The sequence below is a fragment of the Xenorhabdus sp. TH1 genome (assembly GCF_037260955.1).
In the GTDB taxonomy this organism is placed as follows: Bacteria; Pseudomonadota; Gammaproteobacteria; order Enterobacterales; family Enterobacteriaceae; genus Xenorhabdus; species Xenorhabdus griffiniae.
In genome coordinates this window covers 1,872,350-1,890,548 of record NZ_CP147734.1, presented here as the reverse complement: position 1 = coordinate 1,890,548, position 18,199 = coordinate 1,872,350, and the positions used below count along the sequence as shown (strand labels likewise).

The 18,199-nt window shown below is 43.8% G+C and carries 11 protein-coding genes; 2 read left to right on the top strand and 9 right to left on the bottom strand.

Features of this window, described 5'->3' with window-relative positions; genetic code table 11:
• Window positions 1-37 precede the first annotated feature (37 nt).
• Together mepM and znuA are read right to left on the bottom strand one after the other, a co-directional pair.
• Complete coding sequence (gene mepM, locus WDV74_RS08410) at window positions 38-1,357, bottom strand: murein DD-endopeptidase MepM (RefSeq protein ID WP_338882227.1); 1,320 nt, start codon at window positions 1,355-1,357, stop codon at window positions 38-40.
• Window positions 1,358-1,376: 19 nt separating this feature from the next.
• Window positions 1,377-2,333 carry a zinc ABC transporter substrate-binding protein ZnuA gene (gene znuA, locus WDV74_RS08405; protein WP_338882225.1) on the bottom strand — a complete coding sequence of 319 codons (957 nt, stop codon included), beginning with the start codon at window positions 2,331-2,333 and terminating at the stop codon, window positions 1,377-1,379.
• Window positions 2,334-2,418: 85 nt separating this feature from the next.
• On the opposite strand from znuA, the gene znuC reads away from it, so the two are divergent.
• Window positions 2,419-3,168, top strand: coding sequence for a zinc ABC transporter ATP-binding protein ZnuC (gene znuC, locus WDV74_RS08400; RefSeq protein ID WP_338885562.1), 750 nt, complete (start codon window positions 2,419-2,421; stop codon window positions 3,166-3,168).
• Window positions 3,165-3,950, top strand: a complete 786-nt coding sequence (gene znuB / locus WDV74_RS08395; protein ID WP_189759472.1) for a zinc ABC transporter permease subunit ZnuB — start codon at window positions 3,165-3,167, stop codon at window positions 3,948-3,950. The genes znuC and znuB overlap by 4 nt, the downstream gene beginning before the upstream one ends.
• 170 nt (window positions 3,951-4,120) lie before the next feature.
• Here znuB and WDV74_RS08390 read toward each other — a convergent pair whose 3' ends face one another.
• The 7 genes from WDV74_RS08390 to WDV74_RS08360 all read right to left on the bottom strand — a co-directional run bounded on the left by WDV74_RS08390 (window position 4,121) and on the right by WDV74_RS08360 (window position 18,197).
• On the bottom strand, window positions 4,121-5,020 hold the full coding sequence (locus WDV74_RS08390) for an IS982 family transposase (RefSeq protein WP_338882223.1): 900 nt from the start codon (window positions 5,018-5,020) through the stop codon (window positions 4,121-4,123).
• A 126-nt stretch (window positions 5,021-5,146) separates the two neighbouring features.
• Window positions 5,147-5,836 (bottom strand): alpha/beta fold hydrolase, encoded by a 690-nt coding sequence (locus tag WDV74_RS08385; RefSeq protein WP_338885561.1) that lies wholly within the window; start codon window positions 5,834-5,836, stop codon window positions 5,147-5,149.
• Window positions 5,837-5,902: 66 nt separating this feature from the next.
• Complete coding sequence (locus WDV74_RS08380) at window positions 5,903-9,214, bottom strand: condensation domain-containing protein (protein ID WP_338885495.1); 3,312 nt, start codon at window positions 9,212-9,214, stop codon at window positions 5,903-5,905.
• Window positions 9,211-10,431, bottom strand: coding sequence for an SRPBCC family protein (locus WDV74_RS08375; RefSeq protein ID WP_338802937.1), 1,221 nt, complete (start codon window positions 10,429-10,431; stop codon window positions 9,211-9,213). The genes WDV74_RS08380 and WDV74_RS08375 overlap by 4 nt, the downstream gene beginning before the upstream one ends.
• Window positions 10,431-11,435, bottom strand: a complete 1,005-nt coding sequence (locus tag WDV74_RS08370) for a ketopantoate reductase C-terminal domain-containing protein (protein ID WP_338885494.1) — start codon at window positions 11,433-11,435, stop codon at window positions 10,431-10,433. The genes WDV74_RS08375 and WDV74_RS08370 overlap by 1 nt, the downstream gene beginning before the upstream one ends.
• 1 nt (window position 11,436) lies before the next feature.
• Window positions 11,437-12,687, bottom strand: coding sequence for an MFS transporter (locus tag WDV74_RS08365; protein WP_273559014.1), 1,251 nt, complete (start codon window positions 12,685-12,687; stop codon window positions 11,437-11,439).
• Window positions 12,684-18,197 carry an aminotransferase class III-fold pyridoxal phosphate-dependent enzyme gene (locus WDV74_RS08360; protein ID WP_338885493.1) on the bottom strand — a complete coding sequence of 1,838 codons (5,514 nt, stop codon included), beginning with the start codon at window positions 18,195-18,197 and terminating at the stop codon, window positions 12,684-12,686. The genes WDV74_RS08365 and WDV74_RS08360 overlap by 4 nt, the downstream gene beginning before the upstream one ends.
• Window positions 18,198-18,199 lie beyond the last annotated feature (2 nt).

Genomic DNA, 18,199 nt, shown 5'->3' with positions numbered 1-18,199 from the left:
CGCTTTTATGTCTGTCAATAATCGGGATTTAATGCACTTAATCCAGCAATAATTGAGGCTTAATTTCTTTAACCGCAGCGATATATTCTGTACGTTCTTTACCACTCAGACCACCAGAACGCGGTAATTTTGCCGTGAGAGGATTCACAGGTCGCTGGTTATCCCAGAATTCAAAGTGCAAATGTGGGCCTGTTGAACGCCCCGTATTTCCTGATAGCGCAATACGCTCACCCCGTTTCACTTTCTGACCCGGTTTTACCAATATTTTCCTCAAGTGCATATATCGCGTTGTATATTGGCGACCATGCCGAATGGCAATGAAATTACCAGCTGCCCCATCAAATTTGGCGACAACGACTTCACCATCACCTACCGCTAGAACCGGAGTTCCCACTGGCATAGCAAAATCAACCCCCCTATGTGCTGTAATTCTGCCTGTTACCGGATTTAAACGACGAGGATTGAAAGAAGAAGACACTCTGAATTGTTTAGTTGTGGGAAAGCGCAGGAAACCACGCTCCAAACCGGAAGCATTACTGTCATAAAAACGACCATCATCGGCACGGAAGGCATAATAATCGTCGCCACCACTCTGTAAGCGAACGCCTAACAACTGGCTTTGTTCACTTTTTCCATCAAGCATTTCGCGGGACATCAACACAGAAAAACGATCCCCTTTACGCAATTTGCGGAAATCTATCTGCCATTGCAGTGCTTTAGTCACTTCTCTGACTTCACCACTTGTTAATCCAGCAACCAAGGCACTACTATTAAAGCTGCCATCGATTATGCCTGTGATAACACTGTTCTTCCATTCTCCCTTCTGGAACTCTTGCGTTTCGTTAAAAACATCCCCTTCACGAGTATAAACGCGGGTTTCACGACGTGATATATTCCATGTCAGCGTTTTTAGATTCCCATTATCGTCAGTAGACCACGATAATGATTGACCAATACCTAAATTACGCAACACCTTATATTGATTGGCTAACAAAGCGACATCAGAGGAATCAATTCCGAACTGAGTTAAAATCGAACTCAGGGTATCACCACTAGAAACAACATATTGGTGCGGAACATTTGCTGCTGTATCAACAGCACTACCATCATCATCCCCAATACCTTCATTGGGAAGTTGTTCATTAGCATCCCCAGCAACATCATCCGTCGCATCTGGAATGCTATCGGGGGTACTGATAATGATATTACCTGTCCGTTGTTCTTCTCGTTCATGATAAACAACAGGCCGCCATATCGCGATAGCCAAAGTGACTAGCGTTAGAGACCCTAGCATGATCTTATGGGGTTTAGGCAGGTTGTTGTATACCAGAACGATAGTTTTAGCTATCTGCTGCACTAAAAAATTCCTTATTGTACTAACTTAGGCAGCTCGCATATTGTTTTGATAGCTGAGTTATAAATTTCATGTAGCTATCTTTATCCAATGTGATACCGCTCCCTAAAGGGTCAAGTATTCCAATACGTACATCAGTACCTTTTGCTACGGCATGAATAACGGCTGGCCTAAATTGAGGTTCAGCAAAAATACACCTTGCTTTTTGCTCAACCAATTGTGTTCGTATCTTGTGTAGTCTCTGCGCACCGGGTGGTATTTCAGGATTGAGCGTGAAAACACCGAGTGGAGCCAATTGGTAATGTTTTTCAAAATAGCCATATGCATCATGAAAAACAAAATAACCCTTTTTTTGTATGGGTTTTAAAACATAAGTAATATTCTTATCAGTTTGTGCAAGCTGTCCATTGAATTTACGTAGGTTTACTTCTAATTGCTGTTTTTGTTGAGGATACTGCTCAATAAGCTGATCGTATATTGCCTGAGCGGCTTTTTCCGCGATCTTTGGAGAAAGCCAAATGTGCATATTATATTCACCATGATGATGGTGATCGTCCTCATGTTCATGCTGATATGATTCAGCACCGGAATCATTACCATTTTCTTCACTATTTTTCAATAAAAGTGGCTTAATGGTAGATAATTCAGCCAGTGACAGTTGTTTACTTCGTTCAATTTTAGCTATAGGTTTTGCTAAAAAAGTTTCCATATCTGGGCCAATCCAAACAACCAAGTCAGCTTGATTAATTTTCCGTACATCCAGAGGCCGTAACGCATAATCATGTGGAGAAGCGCCATCAGGAAGAAGTACTTGAGTATTTGTTACGCCATCGGCAATGGCAGCAGCAATAAAGCCCAATGGACGAATAGATGTGACAACATCGGCCTGTGCGGAGCAATTTATTCCTACCATTAACATAGTCGCTAATGCGATGTTATGAAAAAATTTATGCGGGTATTTTTGTGAGTTGTGTAACATACTATGAATATTCCATGCAGAAAACTAAATTATGTTATATTATAACATTTCAATAATTCTGCAAGACACGTTTAACTCATCAATTATGATTACCCTAAAAAATATTACGGTTGAATTTGGTAACCGCAAGGTATTAAACAATATTTCATTCAATCTCAAGCAAGGGAAAATTCTGACCCTGATCGGCCCAAACGGTGCAGGAAAATCAACGCTGGTTCGCGTCGTTCTTGGTTTAATCCAACCCACTTCGGGCACGATTGAACAGAACCCCACATTAAGAATTGGTTATGTTCCACAAAAACTTAACCTTGATCCCACTCTACCCCTGACTGTTAAGCGGTTTATGCTGCTAAGGCCAAACGTAAAACCAGCAGATATCATACCGGTATTAAATCGAGTCAAGGCTGCTCACTTATTAGAGCAACCCATGCAAAAGCTGTCTGGTGGAGAAACTCAGCGGGTATTACTCGCCAGGGCCTTACTGAATCACCCCCAGCTTTTAGTTCTTGATGAACCAACACAAGGCGTGGATGTCAATGGCCAACTGGCGCTTTATGACTTAATCAACCAAATCAGAACAGAGCTTAATTGCGCTGTACTGATGGTATCCCATGACCTGCACTTAGTCATGGCGAAAACAGACGAGGTTTTATGCCTCAATCAGCACATTTGTTGTTCTGGCACACCAGAAGTGGTGTCAATGCACCCAGAATTTATTGCAATGTTTGGGCATCATGGCGCAGAGCAACTGGCAGTTTACCGCCATCACCACAATCATCATCATGATCTGAGAGGGAAAATTATTTTGAAAAATGTTGGGGAATCACGCCGATGATTGAATTATTGCTTCCCGGCTGGCTCGCCGGTATTTTTTTGGCAATTGCCGCGGGGCCTCTTGGTTCTTTTGTCGTTTGGCGCAGAATGTCCTATTTTGGTGATACACTGGCACACGCATCACTGCTTGGTGTTGCATTTGGTTTCTTACTGAATGTGAACCCATTTTATGCGGTGATTGCAGTGACTCTTATCTTAGCCACTATTTTGGTTTGGCTGGAAAAGCGCCCGCAATTGGCAGTTGATACCTTATTAGGCATTCTGGCTCACAGTGCCTTGTCGCTGGGCTTAGTCGTCGTTAGTTTTATGACCAGTGTCAGGGTCGATCTAATGGCTTATTTGTTTGGCGATTTATTGTCCGTAACTTACGAAGATCTCTGGCTCATTGCGGCCGGTGTCGCGATTGTTACTGGATTACTGACATGGCAATGGCGCGCCCTGCTATCAATAACAGTTAGCCAAGATTTGGCCTTTGTTGATGGCATTAAAATTCAACGTCTGCGTATCCTGCTGATGTTAGTGACAGCATTAACTATTGGGCTGGCAATGAAATTCGTTGGGGCATTAATTATCACCTCCCTGCTGATTATCCCTGCCGCTACCTCCCGTCGTTTCTCCCGCACACCTGAACAAATGGCCGTTTTTGCAATTATTGTCGGTATGCTTTCTGTTACGGGAGGGTTAACATTATCGGCATTTTATAACACACCGGCAGGACCTTCCGTTGTACTTTGTTCGGCAGTGTTATTTGCATTGAGCTTAACGTTCAAGGCAAGAAACTGATTTTTAGCGACAATTCAAATACAACTATACCAATCTCACTTCAAGATGCATATGATATCTCCCCGCGAAGCAGGGAGATATCGAGCTTCATAGCGTGTTGTAAATTGCAACTTGAAGTTTGATGCGTATAACAAGGGTTATATTTAGGTAAGTTAACGCGATGCTCAACTTTAGCTCCCTATAACATGGGCTTGTTGAAGCCAGTCGCGTTGACTTTTACCTTGTTTAAAATTGGCAAAAATACCCAGTGTATGAGAAAGCAGTTTTCTGGCTATTCGATTACTCAAATGCCACAAATCCCGTGCCCAGCACTTCTCGATAGCAAATTGCCCAGCGAGTTGACCAATGACGGTTTCAATTAAGCGCCGTTTGGCATTAATGCGCTTTCTTGTTTCTCTGGGGACTGGGTCATCCATATTGGCACGCACCGGGGCTATCATTTCAATACCCGACTGCTTCATTTCCTCTTGAAATTCAAAACCTAAATAACCTTTATCGCCGAGCAAACAGCCTTTTATTGGGCTAGTCAAGTCCCAGACCGCTTCACGCTCACTGACATTGGCGGGCGTCAATGTGAATCCCGTTACTACGCCAATTTCATCTATCATGAGATGCCCTTTAAAGCCGTAGTAAGTTTCGTTTTTGGCGGCGCAGTACCCATAATCAGCTTGTCCTTTAAAGCTGGCACTGCCTTTCGCTCTTTTGAATCCACAGATGGGCAACGGAAATCCGTCGACAATATGTACCGGCCTATCGAACGCACCCAATAACCTCGCCAGCTTTTCTTGCAGCTTTTGTTTAACAGCCCAAAGATTCGCAACCTGTTTAGCAAAATTGGCGCGTGAACCCAGTCCCGGAAACCACTCGCACCAGTGATCACGAAAGTACGTCCAAATTCCTTTATCCGTTGAAAAGCCTAAGAATTCACCCACCACTTCCATCGTGATGGCTTCCGCATCGCTCAGCTTAGGTGGGTATCCCCGGCTTCTGAATCGAGAGCTTTGCTGTAACGCCGTTAAATTATCGTCTACCCAACAAAACACCCAAATGATAAAATCTTGCTGTGACATAGCCTTTGTTCCTTTATTTCTCTCAGTTTGGCGACTTAAAGTTATAAAGGAGCGGCTATGTCATTTCAACTCACCATAAAAGTCGAGCATCGCGTTAAGTTATAACCCTTTCCGATAGGCAAGGTGTCACATTGGTGATAATGCAGACAACATAACCTCTATAACCCGCCCTCTATTTTGATCAATAAAAAAATGATCTCCCTGAATATATTGTATCGTTAAATCTTCGCTGGATAATTCTGACCAGGCATAAAGTTCAATTGGTTTAACGTCAGGATCGGAATCACCACTTAAAACAGTTACTGGGCTTTTTAGGACGAATCGTGCTGGCTGATAGGTTTCAGCCATCTTGAAATCAGCCCTTAAAACCGGCAGCAATATATCCATAAGTTCATCATTTAACAATATTTCATCAGTGGCGCCATTCATTTTTTGTAGCTCACGGATAAATTGGTCACGAGGCAAGTTATGAGTATAAGGATTATTATCCTTCAAATGTGGAGCTGGACACCCTGACGCAAAGAAGTGGACAGGAATGGGATAAGCACGGGATTGCAATTGACAAGCAAGTTCAAATGCCACACGGCATCCCAGGCTATGTCCAATAAATACATAAGGGATCTGCGTAATAAATGCAGCCTGAGCGATTAACTCATCGACCAGAGAAGGCAAATCTTCATACAAGGTTTCACCAATTCGAGTTGCCCGCCCTGGCGGTTGAACTGCCACTATCTCAATATCATCATTAAAATACGCTGCCCAATCAAGATAAGTTCTCGCAGATCCCCCCGCATATGGAAAGCAAAAGAGTCTCAACCTCGGACTACTGATCGGTTTTGGTATAATAAACAACTTATTATTTTCCAAACTACACTCCTCAAATCACTTGCCAATATGTCTATTACCATGACGGATCCTTTCTTCTACCAACGTAATCAAATTTTTCAGGGATGCCTGTTGATAGAACGTCTTGAGTTTTACTTCAATAGCGAAATGTACGTTGATTTTTGCCAGCAGGTGCACTGCCATCAGAGAATCTCCCCCTAGTTGAAAGAAATTATCCTCTAGCAAAACAATATGGCGATTTAGCGCCTCGCTAAAATGGCTCAAGACTTGTTTTGCTATATCAGAATCCAAGTCATGTTCCAGATGCTCCTCTGCATCAGAAGAGATTCGGTTCCCCCCTAATGCCAATAATGCAGCAGTATCGATCTTATTGTTAATTGTATAAGGAATGGCTTCAATTACCCGCCATTGTGTTGGGATCATGTAATCCGGCAATTGGCCTTGCAGATACTGTTTGACCTTATCAATAAGTTCTTGCGCACTTCCCGTAAACCGTGAAGATGCAACCAGGTAGCCACAAAGCCGTTCATGGAGCTGTTTTTCAATCACGACCACAGCCTTATCAATATCCGGCACCTGTTTAATCCACGACTCAATTTCTTCCGGTTCAATCCTGTAACCACGAAGCTTGATCTGATTATCCTTTCGCCCCAGACATAAGAGTTTATTATCCATGGTAAAACAAGCCAGATCGCCAGTTCGGTAAAGCCATTTCCCATTAACTTTTGCGAATGGATCGGCAATGAATGCAGCGGCTGTTAAATCCGGGCGTTGCCAATATCCTTTAGCTACTCCCTCCCCACCAATACATAATTCACCAATCACGCCAGAGGGTTGATGGCAACCTCTTTCATTCAACACATACATCTGTGTATTAGCTATGGGAGAACCTATCGGTAACACGCCATGATAATGTTGGTTTGATTCAGCAGCGATATTTAACCGCTCCACGCAACAACCAACAACAGTCTCTGTCGGTCCATATTCATTAAAACACCTACTTTCTGGCGCGATTGTTTTGAGATAGCCCAAATGAGCACGACTCATTTGCTCCCCCCCGATCACTATGACCTTAACATCCAGCGGAGTCTGCTTCTGCCCCATGCTTAATGCTAAATGCTCCAATTGTGAAGGCGTCGTTTTCATCAATCCTAAAGGCTGATTTAGCTCAAATAAGCGCAATAATGCCGCATTTTGGCTGGCCTGCGCAGAAAAAAGGATGACGTATCCTCGCGCAATTAATGGCAGAAGCAAACTCGTAATAGTGGCATCAAACCCGAAGGAAGTGGTCACTGGCACACCCAATCCCCCCAAATCAGACGTACCTGGCGGCATATAAGCCTGTGTTGTCCAATTGAGATAGTTGTTAAGGCCCTTGCGATAAATTTCGACACCTTTTGGCTTCCCTGTCGTACCGGAGGTATAAATCATGTAGCAAAGGCAGTCATTTTCTGCAATGAGTTTCCAACGAGGAATCAAAGGGATGCAGCCTATGTGATTATTATCATCTCTTATTTCCCATTCGCTGTTTAACTCAATAACGGGTATATCGAAACGCTCCATTGCCGCCAATAAAGATGCATTTTTGCCCGCGATCTTATCTTCTATCACTATGGCATCGGGGATGGCATCTTGAACAATCAGCAACAGACGGTTGAGGGGTAATTGGCTATCTACCGGTATCCATACAATACCTTCAATCAAGCAAGCAACAATCGTGGCTAGGGACAAGGGGGTGGCGCCAGAGAAAATAACCACCTTAGCCTGCCGTGATGAACCTGAAATAATATGACTGCGTAATTCGTCAGCTACCCATTGGCTTAAGTGGTACAGTTTTTTATAACTGAGTCGTCCAGTTCGCGATTCGTCCCAATATTCAACCGCCGTTAGCTCAGGTTCAGCGTCCAATTGACGGAAAAAATGATGACAAAAATCATCTTGGAAGACAGTGTCAGTCTGGTTGAATGCCAGGACTTGACGTTGATAATCAGCTTCATTCAACAAAGGTTGCGCCAACACTTCCTGATCAACATCAAAAACCATCGCCGTACACAATTGCTGATAACTGTCGCTTAATACTTCAGCATAATCTGCGGCAACATGTGCGTATTGATATTCAAAACTTAACTCTACGGTATCAGCGTGATTAACCACAAACAACGTCAATGGGAATTTTCCCCCAACGGGTATCAACTCATGTTGACGAGATCGGGTTCCGGGCAATACCCAATCTCCCTGACCAACAAAATAGTTGTACATCACATTGAATAAGGGGGACTGCGGGATTTGCTGGGCATGGCTGACACAACGTACAATATGGCTGTAAGGCAATTGCTGGTGTTCAATGCCATTGTAGAGCTGGCGACTAAGCTGGGCTGCAATATCAGCAAAACTGATTTGCGGATGGAATATCACTTTAATCGGCAACACATTGATAAAATAACCTATCGTTTTCTCCAAACGCTGATCATCTCGCAAAGAGGCCGGTACCCCAAACACTATGGTTTGCTGCCCCGTCAGCCGATACAAAAGAGAAGCATATAGGGTAAAATAACCCAGTGCTGGTGAAATACCCAAAGTAGCGGCACAATCATTGAAGGAGGTAACTAAAGAAGGGGCTAGCTGGCACCGGATCATACCACCTTGCTCACTTTTCGATGGAACAGGATTACCAATAGCCAGTTCCAAGCGTCCATCTACTCCTTCAAGTTCTGTCAACCAATATTCTTCATCATTAGCCAGATAATCACCGCGCAGCAATTCATCCTGCCAGCTGGCAAATTCAGCGTATTCAAGGCGATCAGTATCACCGCTCGGTAACGAACCACCCGCATACACTGTCGCAATATTATTAAGAATCAATGCCACTGAATCATTGTCGCAAATCAGGTGATGGAGGCAAAAATGCAAAATGTGGCTTTGCTCTCCTAACTTGATCAATAAAAAACGTGCCAAACCGGGTTTTCCCAAAGTAAATGGGGTTTCCAAATTATGCTGACAGTGCGTCAATGCCTGTTGCAGGCGCTCATCATTATCTGATGCTATGCCTTGCCTAGATAGATCTATCACAGTAACGGGTAATTCAATCTCAGGGTAGATATGCTGAACCAATCCCTGATCGCTTTCGACAAATGCGGTACGGAAAGCTTCACTGTTTTGTATCGTCTGGGCAATCGCATCCAGCAATTTATCCTGATCTAATGAGCCAACTAATTCGTAGGTTACGGGTACGATGTAAAGCTGTTTTGCAGTTAATTGTTCTGCCAACCACAAATCTTGCTGGCCAGCAGAGACCGGCACTTCATCAATCTCAAAATCAGCACGCTCCAGATCTCTTATCTCACTCATACCTTGTTTGCTCCCTTACCACTTTGGTTCAAAATGGCTGCCAAATTGCGATGCAACTGCACAATAAGGGATTCCGCTTCGCCATACAGCAGGCTCGGCGCGGTGCATACTTCCAGATTTCTTTGGACTTGCTCAATCGCCTCGTAATCTTCTTCAAGGGCTTCTGCCAGATATTCCACATCCAGTTGGCATACCTCGCTTATCGCCTCATCTGCTTTATGGATAAAGTTGAACGTCTTCGACCAGGTTTGGTTTACCGACACAGGATGATAAAAAGAGACAAAAACATGATAAGGCTGTACCCCGATAATCACATTGGGGAACAGCAAATAAGTGGCTACCATCTCCCGACGTGTCTTATGTGGTGTTTGTCGACGAACCTGAGCCAAATTTTTCAGTGGGGTCAAAATCCGTCCATGCTGGGCAAAAGAATCCAATGAATAAAGCTGGCCATTTAATGTGGGAGCCAGGCTGTTTCGGTGCAGAGACTGGACATGATAATATTCAATAAAATTTTCAATCAGTAATTTCCAGTTAGCTTTAATCATCCTTTCACGGGAATTCAACAATTGGTGCTGTTCAAAGCCGATAGCGGAAATTTGATCATCAATGGCAGAAAACCAATGTTCCAGCGAAAAGTCAGGCATAGATTCACCTGGCATTTGCCACAACATACTAAACTTTTGTAGCGTATCAATTGCATTAAGTGAACGATATTGATCGGGTATTTCAGGGAAAGCTTCTCGCCAACGAGCAGCTATCAGATGGCCTTGATGACTGAATGACCAACTATGATAAGGGCAAACAAAAGCTTTTTTGCACCCTTCCTTATGATGTTCAAGTCTGGCTCCCCGATGAGGACAGACATTTTCAAATACGGCACAACGATTATCATCGACTTTACTCACAATCATCGGAACACGCCCCTGATAATCGACTGTAATAAAATCCCCTACTTTTTCCAATGATTGAATGGGCGCTATAAACTGGGGAATACTTTTCCACAGTTCTTTCTGTTCGTAATTGAAATAATCCTGGCAAACGTAATGTTTAATTTGGCTCTCATATATTCCAACCGGTTCAATCGCAATATGAGAGTGACGCTGGTCGATCATGTCGACAAAATAATCAGCATAAGGAGAAAATACGTTATTCAGAACACCTTCACCACCTTCAGGTAACATGACTGTAGTATCGATTGTAGTATTATTACTCATTAGGCATCTCCTTCGACCAGGATCGTTTTCGTGAATGTCTGGGATTGGGTTATATATGTGTTATAAAAATCGAAATAACGATAAACAAAATTCAGATTTGGCGTGGCAATGTCTATTCGTTGGCTAAGTTTGACCAAGGAAGCCAGTAAGGTATCTGCCTCTGTTTCCCGGCCATTGATCACATCCAATACCAAAGAAGAATTAAAATCGGGAATTGACATTAAATACCCCACGGACTGACGCCGGAAACTTTCGCTATCTTTGACATATCCGGTTTTTTCGCCAATGGCAGCACACTCGTCAATAATCGACTGAATAACAGATCGGGAAGCATAATTACGCATCGCTGTATATACGCCGATACGGACTAATCCGCACACAGAGGCCGCCGCATTGAGCGTGTTTTTGGCAAACGCTTTATGTCCGATATCTTCACAACCTTCGAAGGGAATGCCGACTCGGTTGAGTAAATCCAAAACCGCCAAAATATCCGCTTCTGCCTGTTCAGTGAGTTCAATGCATCCAAGATAGCTGGTTTTAAGAAACATCAATCTCAGGTTTTGTTTGTTATGCAAAGTCACCGAAAAGTTGAGTACACCACGGATGACCGTGACACCTAATGCCTCATCAATAAAGGTTTGTTCTGTGGTAAAACCATTTTGGAATATAACCACAGGGCTACGGAGCTGATGTTTATTGCGCGATAATTGCTGGCAAATATGTTGATTGGATACCGTCTTGCTGCACACATACAATTGATCAAAATCTTTAGACAGAAAATCTGCATAATCAGTGAAATGACCATCAATAACGATACTGCCGAGATCTTTGCTGATTGCCTGCTCATGATTTGTATCATCACTGAGTTGTATGTGACTGATAGGTAATGTCTGGTTCCTTATTCCTCGTGAAGATAATAAAAAAACCTGACATCCTTGTTTCTTGCATTGATGAGCCAAATAACATGCAACCGCGCCTGTACCGATAATGCCTATCTTCAGCATATTATTTCCCCCCTATCGCTAATAACAGTTTTTGTGTCGTGATAAGTAAGGGAGGTAATATCAGAAGGGTGATCCCAATAAAATAAAGATCCATCGGGTTACTTTGCCCCCAAATCGCCCACCCTCCCTCTTGAGCCAGTAATATTTCCAAGACAATCCCAGTGATAAGATAAATAATGAAGCTACTGAATGTCTTAACCAGATTACGTAAGGCAAAAACACGACCGTGATAGATTTTCGGCACAATGGTTTGCCATAACGTTTGCATTTTAATAATGCTTATTCGCATCGTGATAAAGCTGATAGCAATACAAGCCCCTAAGACGTAAACATTTTTTATCTGCGTCAATATCAAAAAACCAATCGCAAATAAAAACTCCAATAACAGCAATGGCATATATCGCAATATAGAGGGCTTCCATGCCGACATCAGGCTGACTATCACCATAGAAACTCCGCCGACAGACATCATGTAGCCTGCATCTGCGACAGAAAAATAGGTGGTAAAATAAGGAACAATCGTGATTAGCGTTCCACCAACCAAAATTGACTTAAAGAAGGTATACCCGATCATATAAGTCATTTCTGGCGATGCCTTAACCAAACGAACACATTCCATATCAGGAAAAATGGCTTTCCAGTTCAACTTAGATAATGTGCCATCATCGTGCGGCAGAAACTGTACAGACTTCACCCTGAACAATAACCCTGCGGCGAACGCACTTACCATAAAGGTTAGAAGATCAACCGTCAGCACCATACCCAGGCCATAGTGAGAAAACAGAAACGCACCAACAACCGGAGCAAGCATTTGTGGCAATGAATCGCTAAGACTGCCCAATGCATTTGCCCGATTTAATGAAGATTGTGGAACCAGCCGAAAAACCAGAGTGCTGTAACAGTCAATCTGCAACGCGGTCAGCACGCTGGTCAGGGCGATATACAGATAGACTACGATGGAATTGATATAGCCAAAATGATTGCACAAGAGCACAATTGCCAAGGCCAAACCCGCAATCCCTTCAGTGAGTAGCAGCACCTTGCGTTTATCGTAGTGATCAATCACATAGCCCACTAACGGCATCAGTAAAAAGGCCGGAAGCACTAATACTAAATACATATTCGTATAAGCCATGACTGACATTTGTTTCTGAAGCAGCCATAACCCGAAAGCAAATTCCGTCAATTCACTACCAAATATCGACACCGCGATGCCAATCCAGAGCGGATAAAATCCATGTATGCCCTTCATCCAACAATTCCCTTTTTGTTACGACGACGAGCCTGTAATACAGGTTTTTCTTTTCGCCCTGCTATCTGCTTATGGCTATCCGACACGAATGTTTGTGATACAACCTCTTCTTTGTTCACAACCAATGTTGAATCTATCCATTCGATCAGGCTAGCCAATGTTGGACAAGCCATAAACTCCGGCAACTTAAGGGTAACTCCATGCTCTTTTTGCAATGCAGATAAGATCTTGATCGCGGTTAACGAATCCCCGCCCGACGCCACGAAACTTTCGCCCATATCCAGTTCACGTTGCCTAAGATGAGTCATCAGCAAACGCCCCGCCGCACTGTTAAGATACTGTAAAGGATCATTGGGTACAGTTCGTTCCGGCAAAGGGAACTGCTTTATCGAAACTTTGCCGTTAGCGGTTTTAGGGAATTCAGCCAGATAGATAATGCGATGTGGTTGCATATAATGAGCAAAATTACAGTTGATGAACTGCCGGATCCGTTCACTTAATTCTCTTTGTACCGCTTTGTCGGCTTGGGTTTTCACATAACAAAGCAATTTTGTTTCTGCCACAGGAATAGTCGGATCAATCACGCTGTTTGTCGTCAGTACAACTTGTTCGATTTCTTCCCACTGACCAATGGTACTTTCCAGCTGGGTTGGCTCAATGCGATAACCTCGTACCTTGATCTGAAAATCTGTTCGACCAAGAAAAGACAGGCATCCCTGTTCATCCATGCTGACCAAATCACCGGTTTTGTACATAAGTGGTGCTGTCTGGTTGCAAATTTCAGCAGGGATATAAGGATCAACTACATATCTGGTGGCTGTCAGAGTGTCATTGCCATAGTATCCCTTAGATACCAGCGGACCACCGATATACAATTCACCAGGCTCACCGCGTGGCACTGGTTTGCCTGACTCATCCAGCACATAAAATCCGGTATTGGCGAGCGGCCTCCCAAGCGGCACAGTTTCTCCCACCGGTGTATCCCTAGTAATCACTGAATCCGTAGCGGTAATAGTGGTTTCAGTTTGGGCGTAAGCATTGGAGAAAATTACCCCTTCAGGCACAAATTTCTGCCACTTTTTCAACGTCTGTGGATCAACTTTTTCAGTTCCCACTAAAATACGCCGTAAGTGGGATGGGTAATCTATGGCAGGATCTTCCAAACTATCCACCCATCCTTGCCAATAGGTAGACGGTAAATCGGCCAACGTAATCTGTTGTTCAATCAGCAATTGGTTGAAATCAGCAAACGTATTTGGCGGGGTATCACCGAAAAATACAACCCTGCCTCCTGCGCTCCAAACAGGAAAAAGTTCCTCAAGAACGATATCCCAGCACAAATCGGTAAATTGAAGCATCCGATCTTCCGAACAAATCGCCAGATATTCCTTCATCATCAAACAGTGATGGGCGATAGCCCCATGGGAGTTCATCACGTTGTTAGCATTTTGGGTACTTCCTGAGGTACAGGTAATATAGGCTGTTTGCCCCGCAGGTATTACTTTTCCCGGATTTTGCAGTAACGCGGTATCCCCCGGGGCAACCCCACATTGACGCAGCAACATCCCTTCATCGTAAAAGTTGAAATACCGGACATGAGATAGCGTTTTCAGCAACGAAATATGGTCAGAGTTTCTCACCTCATTACCATCATTTAAGCCTCCATAATCCCCATCGAGCAGGGCAAATCGCGGAATAAGTTCTGAGAGCAAGAATTCGACTTGGGTAAGAGGTAGCTTCTTATCAATAGGAACGTACACGCCCCCCGCTTTCAGTACTGCTAATACCGAGATGGCTAAGGGTATCCCACGACGTACACTGATAAAAACAGGCTCTTCTGGCTGTAAACCTTGTTGCAGCAAATGATGTGCCAATGCATTTGCCTGTCGGTTCAATTCGGCAAATGAAAGCTGACGCTGTCCTTCTTTCAAACTGGCATCGATTAATGCACATGCCTGTGGATCATCGGCGGCTTGCCGTTCAAACAAGGCATGGATTGGTGCCTTGTACAGAAAATCCTTCCGCAACGGCCCAATGGCAATAGAGGGTGTATCCAGCGAGTTCAGATAAGTGACAATATCAGCCAGGGTCAGTGTATCCCTCTTCGGGGAGTTAATGAGATAATCCAGTAACTGTACCAGCTTACCTGACAGCGTTTTGATTTGCGCCTTGTTGTAGGCTTGTGCTGCATATTCCCAATGTAAATACAGATCGTGCTCGCTCTGAAATACATCCAAAGACAATTGACCAACAATGTAGCGTTTGGGGTTATCCAGTAACAAAGACCAACTACCACTTTCATTAAGCTTAAGTTTACGGGGACTGAAATTGAAGTCGTAATTAAGATAACGGTTTACCATTTCCGAATGATGCCCCAGGCTGCAATTCTGCACCGTCAAATCTTCAATCGTGACATCCTGGTTAGAAAAAATATCCAACAATTGTTCACAAGTAAGGTCAAGATACTCACTGAAACGTTGTTCACCATTGCAAGTATTTACCCGAACGGGCAACATTGCCGTCGTCAAGCCCACCAGATTGTCGAAATTGTCAAAGTTACGCCCGGATACTGAAGTAGACATAACAAATTGGGATTGTTTGAGTACCGTACCCAAAAAAATAGAGTAGACGGTATACATCAGCATGTAAGGAGTCGCACGCTGTCCAGCCGCATAAGCCAAAATCTTAGCCGTCAAGTCAGCCGATAATTTCTCAAGATAAAATCCCCCCGTCGCAAGTACATTCCCCTCTTCTGTCAGCACGACAGGAGCCGGTTCGGGTAAATTTGCCAAATCCCTCTGCCAGCCAGACAGGTACTTGTGCCAAAATGATTTCTGGTGAATAAAATCCGGGGTCTTTTTGAATGCAGCCAGACGCTCCAAATAATCATGATACTGACAGGCTGGTGGCAAATCGCCGGCGCCATGATAAACAGCCACCAGCTCATCAATTAATACATCCAAAGAGACACCATCAACAATAGCATGGTGGGCAACCAAAAAAATCATATCCACACGGCTATAGTTAAGTGCATGTTGTGCTAAAGGTGTTTCACTCCATAATGGCAGAGCTAAATCAATCTGTGCTACATGCACTCTAAACATCGGTCCACGATCAAGCGCAAACTCCTCATCCAGACAACTTTGCCGCCATGGTAAAAACTGTTCTGGTGAATCCATGATCGCCGGTTCAGTCCGTATTGCGGCATGGTGATCAAATTGGCCGGTCACCGTTTTAAAGGTTTCAGGACAAAAAACCTGGCGCAATTGTTGGTGACGATTGAACAAATACTCAATAGTGCTGTTTAAACGATGCAGCTGCAATCCATCAGTGATCACATACTGAACGAATTCATTGTAAGATTTTGATGCCGCCGGATCGTACCAACTGGACATCGCCAAATTCTTCTGCATCTTAAATTCGGGTACGACAACGTTCACTGGCACTTTTGATTCTACAGGTACGTTCAGCAAGCGGGGTTTGGCAGAAATCTTCTCGATGGTTTTTTCAAAAGCATCGAAACATTCATTTAACACGTTATCATCATGAGCTGTAGAGAGGAAACAGGTACGCCCTTCCCAAGTATAAACCCCATTCATTAACAAGTTATGGAAAAATAGTTCGTGTGTTTTTTTCTGACTGAACTTGAATAATGAGCCAAAGTTCGCAACTTCTATACCGCAATTTGCTGTAGTGAACAACGCATTGAGCCGCTCAACAAAGCCTGAGGTTCTGTCATTCAAATCAGTTTGTAATGCAGACCCCATCGTTTTCATATGTAATAACGTTGCCTCAGCTGCGGCCATCGCCAGCGGATGTTTACAAAACGTTCCGGCAAAAAAAGTGGTCTCATTGGGTGGATAAGACGCGTCACCAAATTGCCAGAAACCACCATCAAGGTAATCCATTATTGCCGCATCGCCAGCCAAAACACCGATAGGCATACCACCCCCGATGACTTTGCCATATGTCACCAAATCAGCCTTGACCTGATAGTAATGTTGCGCCCCTTTTGGGTGATAACGAAAACCAGTAATGATTTCATCGAATAGCAATACCACATTCTGCTGTGCCGTGATTTTTCGTAACGTCTGAATAAAAGATTTAGGCCGTAGGTTGATATTGCGCGATTGGACGGGTTCAACCATGACCATAGCAATTTCATTTCCGTGAGCGGTAATATAGTCCAGGCTTTGTTGTTCGCCATAATTGAGTATCACTATATCCCGCCCCAAATCTTCAGGAATGCCGCTAGATTGAGGGAATATCTCTCCCTCTCTCATTCCTCCCATAAAGAGGATTTCCGTATAGTGACCATGGTAGGCATTATTGAAGATAACGATCTTCCTTTTCCCGCTAGCAGCCCTGGCTACGCGACAGGCAAGCATAATTGCCTCGGTGCCTGAATTAGTGAAAGCCACTCGCTCAACACCCGTGATTTCAGCGATTAAATCCGCAACAACCATACCAGACTCATCAAGCGGCCCGAGATGAAAACCACGTTGGAGCCTTTTTTGTAAAGCCTGTTGGATAAAATCAGGATTATGCCCAAAAAAGTTGACGCCAAACCCCATCGCAATATCAATAAAGACATTGCCGTTCAGATCAGTAAAATGTGCTCCTTTTGCGGTTTTTCCCACAATCGGATAACACAATTCTTTGAGCTTACTGTTGAACTGAATCGAGTTGCGGTTATCACAGAGCACCCTCCGATATTTCTGGATAGCCGCTTTTGATGCACTGGTTTTCGCGTTGTAATGCTGAATAAATGCCGTCGTTTCAGCATCACACTGTACAGGCTCGGCAGTATCAACGGGTTTGTAGGTAAATTTGGCTTTTTCACCAGATGTCACTAATGGCTCGCTAACAACACTCTCTTTAGATGAAAGGTTGCTTGATGCTGAAATTAAAGTGGGATCTGGTCGCTGAACGGCGGCGGGTGGCTGGTCACCAGTCGTCGGAACAGCGCTTCCTCCCCCAAGATATTGCAACACTGCCAACTGCTGTTGGAATAATTGCTGCATGGCGTTTAATTGGGCAGCCATAATGCCGTGTTTGATCTCCATGCCTGGGCTATTGCTAATAACAGTCTGGTTTTCGCGGCTAGTAACAATCTGTTTGTTAGACATCATCGCCGAAGGAGATACAGAGGGTGATAACGATATTGTTGGAGGCGTTAGAACATGCGCTTGTGCCTCCGGCTCTGCTATTGGCGGTATCGACACAGATACTGTCTGTGGTTTATTGCTCAAGTTATCAATCGAGGCGGGTTGTGCCTGCTTACTAACAAAATTAGCGACCTTATCAATAGTCGATAATCCTTTAAAAAACTTTCCAATACCGATATCAACACCATATTGAGATTTAATATTGTTTTTCAGTCTAATCAATGTGAGAGATTCAATACCCAGTGCCAAAAAGTCAGTATCGGTAGGCACATGTTCACTTGCTAATTCTGACTGTAACCAACTTTGCAGAGAGTGTTTAATTTCATTTGGCAATTGAGTCATTA

Bases quoted from the DNA above. Each gene is read 5' to 3' on its own strand.
- WDV74_RS08390 (WP_338882223.1), bottom strand. From the start codon at position 5,020: ATGTCACAGCAAGATTTTATCATTTGGGTGTTTTGTTGGGTAGACGAT.
- znuC (WP_338885562.1), top strand. From the start codon at position 2,419: ATGATTACCCTAAAAAATATTACGGTTGAATTTGGTAACCGCAAGGTA.
- WDV74_RS08380 (WP_338885495.1), bottom strand. From the start codon at position 9,214: ATGAGTGAGATAAGAGATCTGGAGCGTGCTGATTTTGAGATTGATGAA.
- WDV74_RS08360 (WP_338885493.1), bottom strand. From the start codon at position 18,197: ATGACTCAATTGCCAAATGAAATTAAACACTCTCTGCAAAGTTGGTTA.
- znuB (WP_189759472.1), top strand. From the start codon at position 3,165: ATGATTGAATTATTGCTTCCCGGCTGGCTCGCCGGTATTTTTTTGGCA.
- znuA (WP_338882225.1), bottom strand. From the start codon at position 2,333: ATGTTACACAACTCACAAAAATACCCGCATAAATTTTTTCATAACATC.
- WDV74_RS08375 (WP_338802937.1), bottom strand. From the start codon at position 10,431: ATGAGTAATAATACTACAATCGATACTACAGTCATGTTACCTGAAGGT.
- WDV74_RS08370 (WP_338885494.1), bottom strand. From the start codon at position 11,435: ATGCTGAAGATAGGCATTATCGGTACAGGCGCGGTTGCATGTTATTTG.
- WDV74_RS08365 (WP_273559014.1), bottom strand. From the start codon at position 12,687: ATGAAGGGCATACATGGATTTTATCCGCTCTGGATTGGCATCGCGGTG.